Here is a 14,754-nt window from a genome sequence, read left to right as displayed (position 1 = left end):
TATCCGGTGCGGCGGAAATGACCACCAAGACGGACTCCGCGGGTCCCCGCGGCGGCGACAATGAACCGGTGATGGACGTACGTACGACGCTGGAGCGGCTGCGGGAAGCCGCCCGCCGGACGGTCCGCGACGCCAGGTTTCCGAGCGGTCCACCGCTGCGGCCCACCCGGCGCGCCTGGCAGTTCGACACGCTGGTGGCACTGGCACTCGGAATCGTCACCGTCTATTACGGCATCGACAACGCCGACAACGTCGTGGTGCGTGAGATCGCGCCCGGCGTGGAGCGCGTCATTCCGCGCCCGTCCGGCCCCGGCGGCATGGCCTTCATAGTGACCCTCGCGGTCATCGCCTCGGGTGCCCTGGCGCTCCGTCGCCGCTACCCGCTCGCCGTGCTGTGCATCGTGACGGCTTCGACACTGGCGACACCGCAGAGCGTCCTGCGGCTGACCTTCTACGCGTTCGTCATCGCCGTCTACGGCGCCGCCGTGTACAGCCCGTACCGGGTGGCGACCCTGGCGGCGCTGCCGGTGTCGGTCGTCCTGGTCGGCACCTCGGGGAACTCGGTGACACCGATCGTCCCCAACGAATACATCGCCCTGCTGATCCTGGTCCCGATGGCCGTGGCCTCCGTCGGCCTGCGTAACTGGAAACTCCGGACCGACGAGGGCCGCACCCGGCTTTCTGCCCTGGAACGCGAACAGGCCGAGGCGCTGGGCCGGGCGGTCGAGCATGAGCGGGCCAGGATCGCCCGCGAACTGCACGATGTCGTCACGCACAACGTCAGCGTGATGATCATCCAGGCGGGCGCCGCCCGCAAGATCATGAAGACTTCCCCCGAGCAGGCCGGCGAGGCTCTGCTCGCCGTCGAGGCGAGTGGGCGGGCGGCCATGACCGAGCTTCGTCACGTCATGGGACTGCTCACCATGGCCGACGAGGGCGAGGGGACGGACGGAGGCGGAGACCTGGCCGATACGGAGGCGGAGCTGGCCCCGCAGCCCGGCCTGAACCAGCTGGAGACGCTGGTCGGACGGGTCCGGGACACCGGACTGCCCGTCGACCTGACCGTGGCCGGCCCGCCCCGTCCCCTCCCGCCCGGCCTCGAACTCGCCGCCTACCGCGTGGTCCAGGAAGCCCTGACCAACACCGTGAAGCACGCGTCCGGCGCCACCGCCGCCGTGACCGTCGAATACGGCCCGGAACAGCTCCGGGTGGAAGTCACCGACACCGGTGGACACCCGGGCGCGACCGCCGGAAGCGGCCGGGGCCTGATCGGCCTGCGCGAGCGCCTCGCCGTGCACGACGGGACCCTGAACACCGGCCGACGCCTGACCGGCGGCTACCGTGTGGAAGCACTGATCCCGTTGGAGACACCGTGACCGAGCCGCTGCGCGTTCTGCTCGCCGACGACCAGACCCTGGTCCGCACCGGTTTCCGGTTGATCCTCGGCGCCGACGGCATCGAGGTCGTCGCCGAGGCGGCCACCGGAATCGAAGCGGTCGAAGCGGTCCGCCGCACACGTCCCGACGTGGTCCTGATGGACGTCCGGATACCCGAGATGGACGGCCTGGAGGCCACCCGCCGCATCCTCACCGGCGCTCCCGACGCACCCCGCGTCATCATCCTGACCACCTTCGATCTCGACCGGTACGTCTACGCGGCACTCTCCGCCGGGGCCAGCGGCTTCCTCCTCAAGGACGTCACCCCCGAACATCTGACCGCGGCCGTCCGCACGGTCCGTAGCGACGACGCTCTCCTCGCGCCCGCCATCACCCGGCGCCTCGTGCAGCGGTTCGCCCAGCACGGCAGCGACACCGCCGCACTCCACCGCGACCTCGCCTCGCTCACCCCTCGCGAACTGGAGGTCCTCGGCCTGCTGGCCCGAGGACTGAGCAACGCGGAACTCGCCGCCCGCCTCCACCTGGCCGAGGCGACCGTGAAGACGCACGTTGCCCGTATCCTCGCCAAACTTGGACTCCGTGACCGTGTCCAGGCGGTCATCGTCGCCTATGAGACAGGGCTGGTCAGCGCCGGCGCACGCGAGGCCGCCGAGCAGACGTAGACCGAAGCCGAGACGTGGGATCAGCCGCCGAAACCTTCGTCTGTTCCGGTAGTTCACGCCTCCGAACTGCCATACAGCGGTTCCCCGCGCTGGAGGTGACTGAACAGGCTCCCCAGAGGTGCACCGCTGAAGCGCCTCACGGTCCCGGTCCGATGCCGACTGCGCGGCCCGACGCGATGACGGAGTCGCTGTGATGCGCGAAACGGCTCCGCCCTGTCAGGGCGGAGCCGTTTCGCGGCGATGTGCGGATGGATCAGGCGTGGCGACGGTTTCCGGTGATGACCCGGTACAGGGCGAGGAGGATGAGGGAGCCGACGATGGCGGCGATCCAGGTGGAGAGGTCGAAGAAGCCGTCGATGGAGTCGACGCCGAAGATGACCTTGCCGAGCCAGCCGCCGAGCAGGCCTCCCGCGACACCGATGAGCATCGTGATGATGATGCCGCCCGGGTCCTTGCCCGGCATCAGTGCCTTGGCGATGAGGCCCGCGAGCAACCCGATGATGATCCAAGCAATGATGCCCATGATGCCACTCCTACCTGGCCGTATAAAGACAGTGTCAAGGAACCGTCTTTACCGTGCCGGTGCTTTCAAACGCTGATCACGCAATCTCTCGTGCGGTGAGCGGCAGGGGCGGCCCTCAGGTGCCGCCCTGTACGGAGGTTGGTTGGTTCCGGGGCGGCGCCGGGGCTGTCGGCCTTCTCGGACCGGTAGTTGCTGTGCAGCGAGCGTGCGCAGGTCTGACCGAGCGGCTCACTTGGCACCGTTCGCCGAGTCGGATGCTCAGATCCGGATGACCGTTCACATGGTCGCATTCGCGCGGACTGCAGGTCGGATCGAGGTCGCCGCCCGTGTCAGGGGGCATCGAATCGTGCGGCTCCCATAGATGGCCCACCAATGGGTTCGGCCCTGACCGGCACGCTCATCGGCGTGCGCAGCAAAGCGCTGGACGGGGTCGCCGATCTCTGTGGCCGTCAGGTAGGCCAGGTGAGATGCTTGGAGGTCATCTCAGTTGGTGGAGCGGCAGTAGCAGATCAGGACGTCGGCGATGCCGACGAAGGCCAGGAAGTCCTCGGCCTTGCGCTCGTCATGCCTGTGCAGGCAGCAGCAGCCATTGAGCCAGGACACGGCGCGCATGACGACCCGGTGGCGGCCCGACAAGGGCCTCCACGTTGACAGGCGGCCTCGGCCTGAGCGGTTCGCCTGTCGGTCGGCGAAGGGGCCCACCGACAGGCGGAGCCTAGCCCTTCGAGTCCGGCTTCCAGTCCTGGACGAGGAGTCCGAGCACCACGTCGTCCAGGAACTCGCCCATCACCCAGGCCGAGGAGCGCAGCACGCCCTCGCGTACGAAGCCGTTGCGCTCGGCGGAGCGCAGCATCGCAGCGTTGTCCGACAGCGTCTCGATCTGCAGACGCTGCAGGCCGCGCACGACGAAACCGTAGTGGCACAGCACCGCGACCACGTCTGTGCCGTAACCCTTGCTGCGGGAGGACGGCAGCAGCCCCAGCCCGATGTGCGCGGACCGGTTGTGGTTGTCGATGTTCCACAGCGTCGCGGTGCCGACCAGCGTGCCGCCGTCCAGTTCCACCACGGAGAACTGGGCGTGCCGTTGCTCCGTGTCGTCCACCACGAGCCGCGATTCTTTCGAGCCGGGCGTGATCGGCAGCCACGGCCGGACTTCGGACCGCGAGTAGTTGACCACGTCGTCGTAGAGCTCGGTCTGCAGGATCGGGATGTCGTCCTCGTGCCGGGCCCTGAGCCCGACCTTGCTGCCCATTAGCATGCAAGATTCCTATCCGATCGGGCCGGCGGCGGCAAACCGATTAGCGCTCGTGGCAGTTGGTGCAGCGGCGGAAGCAGATCTGTGCGCTGGCGATGCCGACGAAGGCCAGGAAGTGCTCGGTTTTGCGCTACTCGCAAAGCGCCCCGTTCATCTGCGGCTCGGAGTGGTCGGCAAGGACCGTGTCGCCGGCCCGCACCGAGCGCGTCGCTCGGTCGAGACCGCCTAGTACTCCAGCCGTAGTTCGTGATCTCGATCGTGAGGGGCGCCGAGGAGGCAGCTGGCAGCGTCGATCATCTGGACGAGACCGACCACGCCGTCGCGGGCGTCCGTTCCTTCTCCGCCTACCCGAGTCCACCGAGACGGAGGGCGTTCCTTATCTCGCTGAGCTTCGCGGTCGTCGCCGGGGTCCACTCCTTCGCTTGCTCACCGAGACGGAGGGCGTTCTCAATCTCGCTGAGTTTCGCGGAGGACAGAACGCCCGCTCGCTCGATCAGGTCGTCCCGGGACACGGTGGTCAGCCACGTGCAAGGGGTAAAGCCCGGACGCGGCAACGCGAACCGCAGCACGCCTTCAAAGGGCAGTCCTTCCACGGCGCCTACTGCCACTTCGACGCCCAGACCGGTGATGTCGACACCCGCCCGAGCGACGACCTGCATCACCCGGATCCCGGACGCGTCGTCTCCCGACAGCAGCACGACCGGCCGCCGCTCGTCGAACTCCACCCACCAGACTTCGCCACGTTGCACATGTCCTCCTGACACAGGAACGGCGGGCGGACGCTGCGCGACCCCGACGCGCTGTGGAGACGGGTGCGGCGAGCCTGCGCAGGGTCCGCGCTGAAGGCGATCCGGGATCCGCCGTCATCAGGACGACTTCCTGGTCGTCCTCGGGGACGAGCAGTACGTCGCAATTCAACCGCACTTTGCCCGCCGACGGGTGGTCGAGGGTCTTGGTGCGGTGCCCGGGAGCGTGGACCGGGCGCGTTTCCCAGATCTTCCGGAACTCCTCGCTGCCGGAGCGCAGTTCGGTCAGCAGATCGGCGAGCTGCGCATCGTGCGGGTATCGGGTTGCGGCCCGGCGCAGTCGCGCCACCACAATGTGCCCGAATTCCTCTGCGCTGGAGCTCTCGTACATGAGCCCCCGACCGAGGAAGCGGCGCTGGGCCAGGTTCGTCGTCCCGCGTCCGAGGTCATCGCCCAGCAGAGCCTGCGCGAGGGGGTTCCAGGCGACGACGCCATAGGCCGCGTCGGTGACGATCGCGCCGGTCTCCGGCAGTCGCCGCAGCATCCGGGCCACCTGCGGGCGCACCCGCTGCACGGCGTTGGTGCCGGGCGGCGCGGATGATCCGGCCAGGTGGAACAGGTGGCTACGTTCGGCCGGAGTGAGCCGCAGGCCTGGGCCAGCGCGTCCAGGATCCGGGGCGACGGTCGGGGCCCGCGGGCCTGCTCGAGTCGTGTGTAGGAGCCGACTGACATGTGGGCCAGCTCTGCCACCTCTTCGCGTCGCAGACCCGACGTGCGGCGAGGAGTACTCGTCGGCAGGCCGATCTCGTGTCGCTACTGTCCCACGCTCCTGACTGATCGTTTCAGGATGAGATCGGTGTGCTGGCTTGGCAGTTGGGTGTTGCGTCGGCAGGATCTGCCGCACCAGTTCCGGCGAGTTGAGGACGTAGACGTCCAACGGGACGATCCGGATCCGCACCACGTCATCGGCGCCGCGGACCGACTGCAGTCTTCGCGCCCGCGTACAGCTTCCCCACCATGAAGTCACTACACACCGGCCGGACCGACGAGTCGTCAACCCTGAGCGTCCTGCCCACCCCGCCGAGGCGGACGACAGCCCTTAGCGGGTGAATGGGACCTCACATGACGCTGGGGCTGCGGCGCTCCAGCAGGACCACATCCCGCCACGCGCCGTGGTGGCGGCCGATGCGCTCACGGGTCCCGATGATCCGGAACCCGGCCCGGGCGTGGACGGCGAGGCTGGCGGTGTTCTCGGGGAAGATCCCGGACTGGATGGTCCAGATGCCTGCGGCCTCGGTCGAGGCGATCAGCGCGTTCAGGAGCCCGCGGGCGACACCGCGGCCGCGCGCGGCGGCGTGGACGTAGACGGAGTGCTCGACCACGCCCGCGTACGCGCAGCGGTCCGAGACTTTCGTCGCGGCCACCCAGCCGAGCAGCGAGCCGTCCCCGCCGAAGGCGCCGAAGCGGTGCGCGGGGAGCTTCGCCGCGTCGAACTCGGCCCAGCTGGGCGCGTTGGTCTCGAAGGTCGCATTGCCCTCCTCGATGCCGGCCTGGTAGATGGCCAGGACCTGCTCGGCGTCCTCGGCGCGTAGCACCTCGATCCGGAGGTCGTTCATGCGGCCTTCGCCGCTCCGGCCAGCAGGGCGCCCATCGAGGCGAGGACGGAGGGTTCGACGCGGTAGTAGACCCAGGTGCCCCGGCGCTCGGAGGACAGGAGGCCTGCCTCTTTGAGCTTCTTGAGGTGGTGGGAGACCGTGGGCTGGGAGACGCCGACGTCGGAGATGTCGCATACGCAGGCTTCTCCGCCCTCGTGGGAGGCGACAGCGGAGAAGAGGCGCAGGCGTACCGGGTCGCCGAGGGCCTTGAACATCTTCGCCGCGACCTCGGCCTCGTCGGCGGACATGGGGCGTTCGGTCAGCGGAGGGCAGCACGGGGCGACGGCCTCGGGCTCCAGGAGCGGCAGAACCTTCGCATTCGACATACGTCTATGTTGACACATGTCGAACCAAGGTGCAGTGGCGTCTCAAGGGCGGGCGAGATGGCGCGCGAGGCGGCGGGCGGCGCGCTCGGCGTCTCTGCCGACTCCACGCAGGGAGTTCGACGACACGCTGCGCTGCCACTCCAGGCCCACGAGGCCAGGTCCGGGTGAGTCAGGGAGCCGCCGCGGTGGCGGGGCCGGCCGCCGGCGTCGAGGGCGCCGTCGAGGTCTCCAGCACCACGGGCGCCAGCCCCTGTCGGACGAGGGCATGCGCGGCCGCAGAGCCGGACCGACCGCCCCGATCACCGCGACGTCGATGCACTCCACGCGAGCCCATGATTTCGACAAACGTCTATGTTGACGCCTGTCGAATCAGGTGCCATGCTGGGCACGCAAGCCATCGACAGATGTCGAAACAACGAGGAGCCTGCCGTGAACGCCCCTGCCACCACCGACCTGCCCGTCGTCGTCATCGGGGCCGGCCCCGCCGGACTCGCGGCCGCCGCTCACCTCACCGAACGCGGCATCGAATCCCTCGTCCTGGAAGCCGGATCCACCGCCGGATCCGCCGTCCGCGAGTGGTCGCACGTGCGGCTGTTCTCCCGCTGGGGCGAGGTTGTCGACCCGGCCGCGGAAAAGCTCTTGGCCCCGACCGGCTGGACCAAGCCCGCCGAGGACACCTACCCCTCCGGCCGGGACTGGGCCAACCTCTACCTCCAGCCCCTCGCCGACGTCCTCGGCGACCGCGTCCGCTACGACGCGCGGGTCACCGGCGTCTCCCGCACCGGCCGCGACCGCATCGTCGACGCCGACCGCGCGGCCCAGCCCTTCGTCGTCCACTACACGACCGCCGGCGGCCACGAGCAGCGTGTCCTGGCCCGCGCGCTGATCGACGCCTCGGGCACTTGGTCCACCCCCAGCCCGGCCGGTGGCAGCGGCTTGCCCGCCCTCGGCGAGAAGGCCGCGGCCGACCGGATCGCCTACCTCGTCCCGGACCTGAAGGACCCCGCCGTCCGGGCCCGGTACGCGGGCAGGCGCACTGCGGTCATCGGCTCCGGTGCCTCCGCCTTCACCGCGCTCGCCTACCTCGCCGACCTCGCCAAGTCCGGTGACGGCACCGGTACCCACGCGACCTGGATCCTGCGCCGGGGCATCTCCGGATCGACTTTCGGCGGCGGCGAAGCCGACCAGCTCCCTGCCCGCGGCGCGCTCGGCCTGGCGGCCAAGGCCGCTGTCGACGGCGGATACGCGGAGGCGGTCACCGGCTTCCGCACCGACACCATCGAGCGCGACGGGGAGGGCCGCCTGGTCCTGGTCGGCGAGGACGGCCGCCGACTCGACGCAGTCGACGAGGTCATCGTCCTGACCGGCTTCCGCCCCGACCTCACCTTCCTCGACGAGCTGCGCCTCGGCCTGGACGAGCGCCTCCAGGCCCCGACCGCCCTGGCTCCGCTGATCGACCCCAACCAGCACTCCTGCGGCACCGTCTACCCGCACGGCGTGGGCGAGCTCTCTCACCCGGAGAAGGACGTCTACCTGGTGGGCATGAAGTCCTACGGCCGTGCGCCCACGTTCCTGGCCATGACGGGCTACGAGCAGGTCCGCTCCATCGCCGCCCACCTCGCCGGCGACCTGGAAGCCGCCGAACGCGTCGAACTCACCCTCCCCGAAACGGGCGTGTGCGGCGGCGCAGGCCTCTTCGACCAGCCCGAGACAGCCGAGGAGACCGGCGGCGGCTGCTGCGCGGCCCCGGCCACGATCAGTATCGGTGTCGGCGCCCCGGCCCGCTCCGGCGGCTGCTGACCCAGGTGACCGACCTTCGAGGCAGCGGGGCCGCGACCGGGACGGGGATCCGGTCGCGGCCCCGCGCCGTCCTGCCCGCCCTGTGCCTCACGCAGATCACGAGCTGGGGCATCCTCTACTACGCCTTCCCCGTCCTCAACCCGACCATCACCGCCGACACCGGCTGGAGCACGGGCACAACCACCGCGGCGTTCTCCGCCGCGCTCGTCATCTCCGCCATCGCCGGAATCCACGTCGGCCGCATCCTCGACCACCGCGGCCCCCGCACCGTTATGACGGCCGGCTCCGTCCTCGGCGCCCTGAGCCTTCTGCTCGTGGCCGCAGCCCCCAACCCGGCCGTCTTCCTTGCCGGATGGCTGCTCGCCGGTACGGCGATGGCCGCCACCTTCTACCAGCCCGCCTTCGCCGCGCTCACCCGCTGGTGGGCACCCGACCACATCCGCGCACTTACGATCGTCACCCTGGCCGGTGGACTCGCCTCCACCGTCTTCGCGCCCCTGACCGCGGTCCTGGCAGACCACATGTCCTGGCGCGCCACCTACGTCGTGCTCGCCGGCATCCTCGCGGCCCTCACCATCCCGGCCCACGCCCTCGCGCTGAAAGCCCCCTGGCCACCTGCCCCGCCAAGCCCGGCACACGTCCCTGGTGGCAGTGACGCGGTGGTGCGCGACAAGGCGTTCTGGATGCTGGCGGCCACCTTCACCCTGTCATCGTTCGCGATGTACGCCGTCGTCATCGGCCTCGTCCCCCTCCTGCTCGAACGCGGCTACACCGCCACCCAGGCCGCATGGACCCTCGGCCTCGGAGGCGCGGGCCAAACCCTCGGCCGCACCCTGTACGCGGCCCTCGCCCGTCGCCTCGGCGTCACCGCCCGCACCGTCACCCTGATCGCACTCGGCGGAATCACCACCGCGCTCCTCGCTACGGTCGCAGGACCGTACGCGCTACTCATCCTCGTATCCGTACTCGCCGGAGTGGTACGCGGCAACCTCACCCTCCTCCAAGCCACCGCCGTCACCGACCGCTGGGGCACCACCCACTACGGCCGCCTCTCCGGACTCCTCGGCGCACCAGCCCACGCAGCAGCTGCACTCGCACCGTTCGCCGGCGCACTCCTCGCAGGACCGCTCGGCGGCTACCCCACTCTGTTCGCCCTGCTTGCCGCACTCTCGCTCACCGCAGCTGCCACTGCTCTTGGAACCCGACCGCAGGCACGGCCGCTCCCCTGAGTCACCCGAACCGGCGGCAGCACCACACCTGTTGCATGACCAGGGTTGGCGCTCCGCGCGCTGAGCTGCACGAACTGACCCTCGACCGCCTCACGCCGCACCCTCTCCCCCAGAGATGGGATCACGAGCCCAAAGGCCTCGCCGCAGTCATCCGGCTCCGCGTCTTCGCGCTGTACGGGATGCGGACAAGCACGGAGTCGGGCCGTCGCGGATGGTCACAGCGATGGCAGCCGCCGTCACCCCACCCGGCGCTGCCACCATCGTCGGCAACTCCCGCACGACACCGCCGCCTTCCTCCGCCCCCGACGTCATACGACCGGGCTCACGGCACCGACGACCGCCCCGTCGTCCCCGCTGCCGCCCCCAGAACGATCAGCCGCACCGGCTGTTTTGATCGCGAGGAGCTCGACCCCGACCAGCAGCACCGGGCTGTCCTCGGCGTCGCCGGGCAGCTCGGGTCCCAGCTGAGGGACACACAAGCGGTATGCCAGTCCTCACGTCCGTTCTGGGGCTTCACGGGGCGGGCAAGGAAACCGAGCTGGACATCCGCACTCTCACTAAGCGGGCCACCATCCATCCGGGTCCGGACCCGGCGGTGGGCTCGGTAGCTGAGCAGCGCCGCAGGATTCCGGGTCCCCTCGCCGCTTTGGCTGTCTCCACTGCCGAGGCGTAATGCCGGGTTCGGAACCGGTCACGGCCTGAGCCGGCGTCCGGAGCTGAAGGTGCCGACCGCACGGATGGTCGTCGATGCGGCAGTGACGGTGGCGCACTTCTACCTCGACGTGCACGCCGCGGCATCCTCCCTGCGGGAAGGTGAGGTCCCTGGACGGCACTGACCTGCGTCAGCCCTGCCAGGTGCGTAGCTGCTCGGTGATGCTCGCCGCGGTACAGCGCGGGTTGTACAGCTCCTGGGCCAGGGCCGCGAGTTGGTCGCGGTCGGGGTCGGCGGGGATGCCGCTGGCGTTGAGGTACATGACCGCCACGGCGCAGGCGACGGTGAGGTTGGAGCGCTCCAGCCAGCGGCATCGGCCGAGAGTGTGGACGAGGGCGGCGGCGCGGGCGTAGGGGCCGCCGTAGACGGGCTGCTCGAGGAGCTCTGCACGATGTCGTGCGACGGCGGCGAGCGGGACACCGAGGTCGTCGGGCGCCGGGTCGTGCTTGCCGGCCCGCTCGGCGACTTCCAGGATCCAGGACAGGTCGACGTGCAGGGACATGCTCACGCAGCGGCGCCCCGGTTCTGCGAGCTCGGGGTGTGCTGCGCGTCGAGGTCGGCCTCCAGGCCGTCGAGAAAGTCGCTCTGGGTGTCGATCAGGCGCTGGGCTGCGGCCATGCCGGCCGAGCGGGCGCCCGTGGTGTCCTCGGAGATGAGACGCTCCACGTACCGGTTGAAGTCCAGACCGCGGGCGGCGGCGGCGTCCTTGCCCGCGGCAAGGACATCGGGGGCGAGCCGGAGCTGGGTCTGCTTCCTGTCGCTGTTCATGCCCCCAAGGTAGCAGGGTGGTAGCACACGCCGTCGGGAAGTTGTCCGGCCCTCCCCAGCTTTCCCCTCCGATGCCTCCAGAACGCAAAATGGCCCGGCCCCCGGGGCAGGAAGGTGACCAGGCCCAGTTTCCTGGTGTGGGTGATGTCGGCGCAGCCGGCTGGTTCAGCCGGGCCGCAGAACAGCAGGCGCCTTTCGGCGTCCGTGACGACCATGGATTTGACGGCGTTCTGCTTGTCCTTGCCGGAGCTGAACTTCTCCCGGTCCTTGCCCCCGGCGGCGTGCCTTCGGACACGCATCTCGGTGCCGTCGATGATCACGGTCCGGCCGCACCGTGATACCCCTCAAAAGCGACGCTGAACAGCCACAACCGCGATCAGGCGCCGGATCGCCCACCGGATCGGACCCGGGCCAGTACCTGATCGGCCAACTTGCTCGGGGGCAGCTCGCCGTCCAGGAACACCGTGTCGCTGGGCAGGGTGTCGGCCGCCGCCAGACACAGCTCGATCTTGTCCTTGCACCAGTGCCGCACCCGCTCGTCCTGCTCAGGCTTGTCCGGGGTGAAGCTCCGGCCGTCGATCCGTTGCTCCAGGACCTCTCGGGGGACCTGCAGGAAGAAGTGATGAACGTCGATGTTCGCGTCCGTCAGTGCACTGAAGATCTCGCCGGCATACCCGGGGTTGACCAAGGTCATGGGGACCAGGACCGGGCGGCGGTACTCCTCGACCAGCCCCACCGCCAGGTCGGCGACCTGCCGCCGCCACAACCGGAGATCCTGGAAGTCGCCAGTCGGCACCTCCACAATCTCCCGCAGCACATAGCCGACCATCTCTGGGTCATAGACCAGCGCCTCGGGCCAACACGGACGCAACTCGTCCACCAGCGTGCTCTTCCCGCTCCCGAACTCACCGTTCACCCAAACGATCAACGCGATCCTCCCTGACCCGTTGCCATGCCCGCACGTCGGGCCCAGCATGCCGCACGCCCCGGGGAGGACGGCCCACCATCGCGTTTCCTGCGGGCGCTGCGCAGCTCAGTCAGCGACCTCTGCGGCGGCCAAGGAACCCACGCGGGTAGCCTGCTGCGGGAGTTGCAAGTGACAGGGCCGAGCGGACGCAGTTTCAGCCGGGGGCAACATGGTGCGCGTACATAAGGCGGTAGTCCCGGTCCTCGCCCTCATGGCGGTGGCGGCGGGGTGTTCCTCGTCCGAGGGCAGGGACGAGCAGCAACTGACCGCGCAGCGGGAGAACTACTGCACGCAACTGGGGACGTGGCAGAAGGCGCGGAACGCGGCGGGCACCGACGCGCCGAACTCGTCAGGGTACGACGAGGTCGGGGCCGTCGCTCAGGACGCCTTCCTCGCGATGCGACCGCTCCGGGATGAGACCGTCGGCGGAGGCCGCACCTTGGCGGAGGCGACGGTGGCAGCGATGAGCAACAGTGACTCCGAAGCGGAGGAGCTCGTTGCGCAGTACTGCGGAGACGTCGGCTTCGAGACGCTGACCCGCTAGTGACCACATGGGTTCGCCGGGTTGGTCAGGCTGCGATTTTTGAGAGGGTGTCCTCGCCAGCGAATGCCTTTCCCACTGCGGATGCGGGCGCGTTCCCGACGTTGCTTGGCCAGCGCGTCAGGGTGGCGAGCGTTGGTGTTGCGCCAGCGTTGGTAGGCGTGCAGGGCCCGGGGCTGTGCGGTGTGGTTGGGGTGGCTGGAGTTGGCGATGGTGAACTGCCGTAGTGGTCCGAAGTGGGCTTGGATCGGGTTGGCCCAGGACACGTAGGTCGGAAGCTCGGCCATCATGCCTCCACGGGGCGGATCGGACGTCACCGCACACATCCAACCGCCGCGATGACGAGCCGGGCGAAACTTCCCGGTCGGGGGCTACTTCTGGCGCAGAGTCTCGACTTCGGCGGCCAGCACAGCCATGTCGCGGACGTGCATGTAGTACCTGGTCGCGTACTTGTCGTCGATCGCCGGGAGAACCTTCTCGAACACCGCTGTCAGCCGGACCAAGCCTTCACCGCGCCGTTCGTCAAGCGGACCTTTGAGAACGCCCAGGGCGTAGCCGTAGGCGTCCGCATCAAGCATCACCATGTCCTGGCCCTCGATATCCAGGCCGCGGAAGCCTGGCGGGAACGGCATGGCCATGTGCTCGGCCATCACCTGCGAGATCGCTTCAATCTTCTCTTCGAACATGCACAAGATCCTGCCGGATCCCACCCGGGGAACCAATGCGGTCACGGCACCAGCGGTCGGGCAGTCCTCGAGTTGGGAAGTGGAACGGGTGTCCTACGATGCGGCTGGTGAACAACCATCGGGCCCGAATACTGCTGGCCTGCTTCGTCGTAGCCGTCGTTGCGTTTGGGTGGTATGCCACCCAGACCGTACGTCCTTCCGACTGCGAGGTCGCTGTTTCCGCATTCACTGACGGTGCCGGACAGCCACTCCCCGAGGACGGGGAGGAAGTGACCTGGGGTGAATTGGACGAACGTGCCTACCAGGACCTGGTCGCGTCAGGACGTTGCGAGCCGCCGGCAGCCCGCTGGCGCCACTGGCTCAGCTGACAACCCGAAGTGCACGGTCGATCTGCATGCGGCTCTGCCGTGATGCAGGACGCTCCAGGCGCGGAGCCCGGACGGGATCAGCCGTGAGGACCTGGCCGAGGAGACCGGCCTCTGACCGAGCTCGGGGTGACCGGAATGTACCCCGGAGGCCATGCGCTGGCACCGAGTTCGGCGACGGCAAGGGACGGCCGGATCGGCCAGCGTCTCCACAAGATCGGGATCCGGCCTCGGCAGGACCACTCCACCGCACTGTTCACCCTCGCCGCCGAACTTCCCGCCGCCATCCTCGCCAGGGTGCTCGGCGTCCGCATCCAAGTCGCCGTCCAGTGGCAGACGGCATCGGCCGGCGACCGGGGCGCGTACGCAGCCGAAGCCAGCCGGCGCACGACCTGGTGAGCGCACGCGAATCCCGACGCCGGAGAGGGTGACTGGTCGAGAGTAGTAGCTGGTCAGGCCGCAGATCGCCGGTCGGATTCGACGCAGCGCGCACTACGATGATCAGCATGGAACCGGTGCCCGCCCTCGTCCACTCGGACAGCCCTTTCATCAACTTCCGTGACTTCGACTTCGCCGAGGGCTCCCACGGTTACCGCTGGGTCGACACCAAGCGCTTCCGGCTGTCAGCCGATGCGCCCGACGACCGCGACATGTTGGCGGCCTTGATCGCGCACCCTCAGTTCCGGGACACGTACGCCGGAGCGGGCGTTCAGGACTGGCCTCGGCACGGCCAATGGTGGCTTGACCGCATCGCCCCCGACACCTACAGGGCAGTCGACGACGCAACCGCAGCCGACATCATCCACTCGTGGGCCGGCCGGCACGGCAACATCCCGGAGGAGCTCGAGGCCCGCCTGCAGCAGGAGATCTACACCCCGATCCGCACGGCAACCACCCGATACGTGCTGGGACGGCTCCCCGAGGACGCGTTCCACGACTACGGCCCCATCCACATCGACTACCACGAACTGGTCCTCATCGACCGTCCCGCAGCTGCACTGACCCTGCTCGTCGCAGCCGACGACTAAGGGCGTGCAGATCATTAACTCGTTTTTTTGATCTTGGTTTGGGTGGGGTCTGGAGCGAGGAACGTCATGATGTCGGCTGGTGTGCGGAAGCGGG

The 14,754-nt window shown here is 69.1% G+C and carries 20 protein-coding genes and 3 pseudogenes; 8 read left to right on the top strand and 15 right to left on the bottom strand.

The window, feature by feature from the left end:
- Positions 1 to 71 precede the first annotated feature (71 nt).
- Entirely contained in the window at positions 72 to 1,376 is a 1,305-nt protein-coding gene (locus ACFWBQ_RS24005) for a sensor histidine kinase (protein ID WP_385493576.1), read from the top strand.
- Positions 1,373 to 2,059 (top strand): response regulator, encoded by a 687-nt coding sequence (locus tag ACFWBQ_RS24000; RefSeq protein ID WP_385492624.1) that lies wholly within the window; start codon positions 1,373 to 1,375, stop codon positions 2,057 to 2,059. The genes ACFWBQ_RS24005 and ACFWBQ_RS24000 overlap by 4 nt, the downstream gene beginning before the upstream one ends.
- A 253-nt stretch (positions 2,060 to 2,312) precedes the next feature.
- Here ACFWBQ_RS24000 and ACFWBQ_RS23995 read toward each other — a convergent pair whose 3' ends face one another.
- The 8 genes and pseudogenes from ACFWBQ_RS23995 to ACFWBQ_RS23960 all read right to left on the bottom strand — a co-directional run.
- Positions 2,313 to 2,582 (bottom strand): GlsB/YeaQ/YmgE family stress response membrane protein, encoded by a 270-nt coding sequence (locus ACFWBQ_RS23995; protein ID WP_385492620.1) that lies wholly within the window; start codon positions 2,580 to 2,582, stop codon positions 2,313 to 2,315.
- Positions 2,583 to 3,065: 483 nt separating this feature from the next.
- Positions 3,066 to 3,218, bottom strand: a complete 153-nt coding sequence (locus tag ACFWBQ_RS23990) for a hypothetical protein (RefSeq protein ID WP_385492617.1) — start codon at positions 3,216 to 3,218, stop codon at positions 3,066 to 3,068.
- 79 nt (positions 3,219 to 3,297) lie between these two features.
- Positions 3,298 to 3,840, bottom strand: a complete 543-nt coding sequence (locus ACFWBQ_RS23985) for a GNAT family N-acetyltransferase (RefSeq protein WP_385492615.1) — start codon at positions 3,838 to 3,840, stop codon at positions 3,298 to 3,300.
- A gap of 341 nt (positions 3,841 to 4,181) precedes the next feature.
- Positions 4,182 to 4,586: a type II toxin-antitoxin system PemK/MazF family toxin gene (locus ACFWBQ_RS23980; RefSeq protein ID WP_351408166.1), complete on the bottom strand. Its 405-nt coding sequence runs from the start codon at positions 4,584 to 4,586 to the stop codon at positions 4,182 to 4,184.
- A gap of 64 nt (positions 4,587 to 4,650) precedes the next feature.
- Positions 4,651 to 5,393: pseudogene (locus ACFWBQ_RS23975) on the bottom strand (helix-turn-helix transcriptional regulator); the annotation flags it as partial.
- Between the two features lie 308 nt (positions 5,394 to 5,701).
- Positions 5,702 to 6,199, bottom strand: a complete 498-nt coding sequence (locus ACFWBQ_RS23970) for a GNAT family N-acetyltransferase (protein ID WP_385492611.1) — start codon at positions 6,197 to 6,199, stop codon at positions 5,702 to 5,704.
- Positions 6,196 to 6,564, bottom strand: a complete 369-nt coding sequence (locus tag ACFWBQ_RS23965) for an ArsR/SmtB family transcription factor (RefSeq protein ID WP_385492608.1) — start codon at positions 6,562 to 6,564, stop codon at positions 6,196 to 6,198. The genes ACFWBQ_RS23970 and ACFWBQ_RS23965 overlap by 4 nt, the downstream gene beginning before the upstream one ends.
- 42 nt (positions 6,565 to 6,606) lie before the next feature.
- Positions 6,607 to 6,782, bottom strand: a pseudogene (locus tag ACFWBQ_RS23960) (FAD-dependent oxidoreductase); the annotation flags it as partial.
- Positions 6,783 to 6,993: 211 nt separating this feature from the next.
- Between ACFWBQ_RS23960 and ACFWBQ_RS23955 the strand changes: the two are divergent.
- Both ACFWBQ_RS23955 and ACFWBQ_RS23950 read left to right on the top strand, forming a co-directional pair.
- On the top strand, positions 6,994 to 8,364 hold the full coding sequence (locus ACFWBQ_RS23955) for an NAD(P)-binding domain-containing protein (RefSeq protein ID WP_385492605.1): 1,371 nt from the start codon (positions 6,994 to 6,996) through the stop codon (positions 8,362 to 8,364).
- Positions 8,365 to 8,369: 5 nt separating this feature from the next.
- Positions 8,370 to 9,593 (top strand): MFS transporter, encoded by a 1,224-nt coding sequence (locus ACFWBQ_RS23950; RefSeq protein WP_385492601.1) that lies wholly within the window; start codon positions 8,370 to 8,372, stop codon positions 9,591 to 9,593.
- A 308-nt stretch (positions 9,594 to 9,901) separates the two neighbouring features.
- Here the strand turns inward: ACFWBQ_RS23950 and ACFWBQ_RS23945 are convergent, their stop codons facing one another.
- A complete protein-coding gene (locus ACFWBQ_RS23945) occupies positions 9,902 to 10,072 on the bottom strand; it encodes a hypothetical protein (RefSeq protein WP_385492598.1) in 171 nt (56 codons plus the stop codon).
- Positions 10,073 to 10,201: 129 nt separating this feature from the next.
- Here ACFWBQ_RS23945 and ACFWBQ_RS23940 point away from each other — a divergent pair, with 129 nt between their 5' ends.
- Positions 10,202 to 10,429 (top strand): abortive infection family protein, encoded by a 228-nt coding sequence (locus tag ACFWBQ_RS23940; RefSeq protein ID WP_385493500.1) that lies wholly within the window; start codon positions 10,202 to 10,204, stop codon positions 10,427 to 10,429.
- A gap of 6 nt (positions 10,430 to 10,435) precedes the next feature.
- On the opposite strand, the gene ACFWBQ_RS23935 is transcribed toward ACFWBQ_RS23940, so the two are convergent.
- The 4 genes from ACFWBQ_RS23935 to ACFWBQ_RS23920 are packed head-to-tail and all read right to left on the bottom strand — an operon-like array spanning position 10,436 to position 12,001.
- On the bottom strand, positions 10,436 to 10,807 hold the full coding sequence (locus tag ACFWBQ_RS23935) for a fic family toxin-antitoxin system, toxin component (protein WP_385493478.1): 372 nt from the start codon (positions 10,805 to 10,807) through the stop codon (positions 10,436 to 10,438).
- A 2-nt stretch (positions 10,808 to 10,809) separates the two neighbouring features.
- Complete coding sequence (locus ACFWBQ_RS23930; RefSeq protein WP_385492596.1) at positions 10,810 to 11,073, bottom strand: hypothetical protein; 264 nt, start codon at positions 11,071 to 11,073, stop codon at positions 10,810 to 10,812.
- Positions 11,070 to 11,393: a hypothetical protein gene (locus ACFWBQ_RS23925; RefSeq protein WP_385492592.1), complete on the bottom strand. Its 324-nt coding sequence runs from the start codon at positions 11,391 to 11,393 to the stop codon at positions 11,070 to 11,072. Before ACFWBQ_RS23925 ends, ACFWBQ_RS23930 begins: the two co-directional genes overlap by 4 nt.
- 56 nt (positions 11,394 to 11,449) lie before the next feature.
- On the bottom strand, positions 11,450 to 12,001 hold the full coding sequence (locus ACFWBQ_RS23920) for an AAA family ATPase (protein ID WP_385492589.1): 552 nt from the start codon (positions 11,999 to 12,001) through the stop codon (positions 11,450 to 11,452).
- A 208-nt stretch (positions 12,002 to 12,209) separates the two neighbouring features.
- On the opposite strand from ACFWBQ_RS23920, the gene ACFWBQ_RS23915 reads away from it, so the two are divergent.
- Positions 12,210 to 12,584, top strand: a complete 375-nt coding sequence (locus ACFWBQ_RS23915; protein ID WP_385492586.1) for a hypothetical protein — start codon at positions 12,210 to 12,212, stop codon at positions 12,582 to 12,584.
- On the opposite strand, the pseudogene ACFWBQ_RS23910 reads toward ACFWBQ_RS23915, so the two are convergent.
- Positions 12,581 to 12,856, bottom strand: a pseudogene (locus ACFWBQ_RS23910) (hypothetical protein); the annotation flags it as partial. The gene ACFWBQ_RS23915 and the pseudogene ACFWBQ_RS23910 sit on opposite strands and share 4 nt — an antisense overlap.
- 96 nt (positions 12,857 to 12,952) lie before the next feature.
- Positions 12,953 to 13,267, bottom strand: coding sequence for a hypothetical protein (locus ACFWBQ_RS23905; protein WP_385492582.1), 315 nt, complete (start codon positions 13,265 to 13,267; stop codon positions 12,953 to 12,955).
- A 494-nt stretch (positions 13,268 to 13,761) separates the two neighbouring features.
- Here ACFWBQ_RS23905 and ACFWBQ_RS23900 point away from each other — a divergent pair, with 494 nt between their 5' ends.
- The gene (locus tag ACFWBQ_RS23900; RefSeq protein WP_385492579.1) at positions 13,762 to 14,031 is read left to right on the top strand and encodes a hypothetical protein; all 270 of its coding nucleotides are present in this window, start codon (positions 13,762 to 13,764) and stop codon (positions 14,029 to 14,031) included.
- Positions 14,032 to 14,138: 107 nt separating this feature from the next.
- Positions 14,139 to 14,660 (top strand): hypothetical protein, encoded by a 522-nt coding sequence (locus ACFWBQ_RS23895; RefSeq protein ID WP_385492577.1) that lies wholly within the window; start codon positions 14,139 to 14,141, stop codon positions 14,658 to 14,660.
- Positions 14,661 to 14,754: the final 94 nt, after the last annotated feature.

It is taken from the genome of Streptomyces sp. NPDC060035 (assembly GCF_042736635.1).
GTDB lineage: Bacteria > Actinomycetota > Actinomycetes > Streptomycetales > Streptomycetaceae > Streptomyces.
Note: the sequence above shows the minus strand (reverse complement) of the source record. Positions and strands in the feature narration are given on the sequence as shown.

Coding starts and splice junctions, on each gene's coding strand:
- ACFWBQ_RS23985 (WP_385492615.1), bottom strand. CDS start 3,840: ATGCTAATGGGCAGCAAGGTCGGGCTCAGGGCCCGGCACGAGGACGAC.
- ACFWBQ_RS23905 (WP_385492582.1), bottom strand. CDS start 13,267: ATGTTCGAAGAGAAGATTGAAGCGATCTCGCAGGTGATGGCCGAGCAC.
- ACFWBQ_RS23895 (WP_385492577.1), top strand. CDS start 14,139: ATGGAACCGGTGCCCGCCCTCGTCCACTCGGACAGCCCTTTCATCAAC.
- ACFWBQ_RS23970 (WP_385492611.1), bottom strand. CDS start 6,199: ATGAACGACCTCCGGATCGAGGTGCTACGCGCCGAGGACGCCGAGCAG.
- ACFWBQ_RS23935 (WP_385493478.1), bottom strand. CDS start 10,807: ATGTCCCTGCACGTCGACCTGTCCTGGATCCTGGAAGTCGCCGAGCGG.
- ACFWBQ_RS23915 (WP_385492586.1), top strand. CDS start 12,210: ATGGTGCGCGTACATAAGGCGGTAGTCCCGGTCCTCGCCCTCATGGCG.
- ACFWBQ_RS23965 (WP_385492608.1), bottom strand. CDS start 6,564: ATGTCGAATGCGAAGGTTCTGCCGCTCCTGGAGCCCGAGGCCGTCGCC.
- ACFWBQ_RS24005 (WP_385493576.1), top strand. CDS start 72: ATGGACGTACGTACGACGCTGGAGCGGCTGCGGGAAGCCGCCCGCCGG.
- ACFWBQ_RS23995 (WP_385492620.1), bottom strand. CDS start 2,582: ATGGGCATCATTGCTTGGATCATCATCGGGTTGCTCGCGGGCCTCATC.
- ACFWBQ_RS23930 (WP_385492596.1), bottom strand. CDS start 11,073: ATGAACAGCGACAGGAAGCAGACCCAGCTCCGGCTCGCCCCCGATGTC.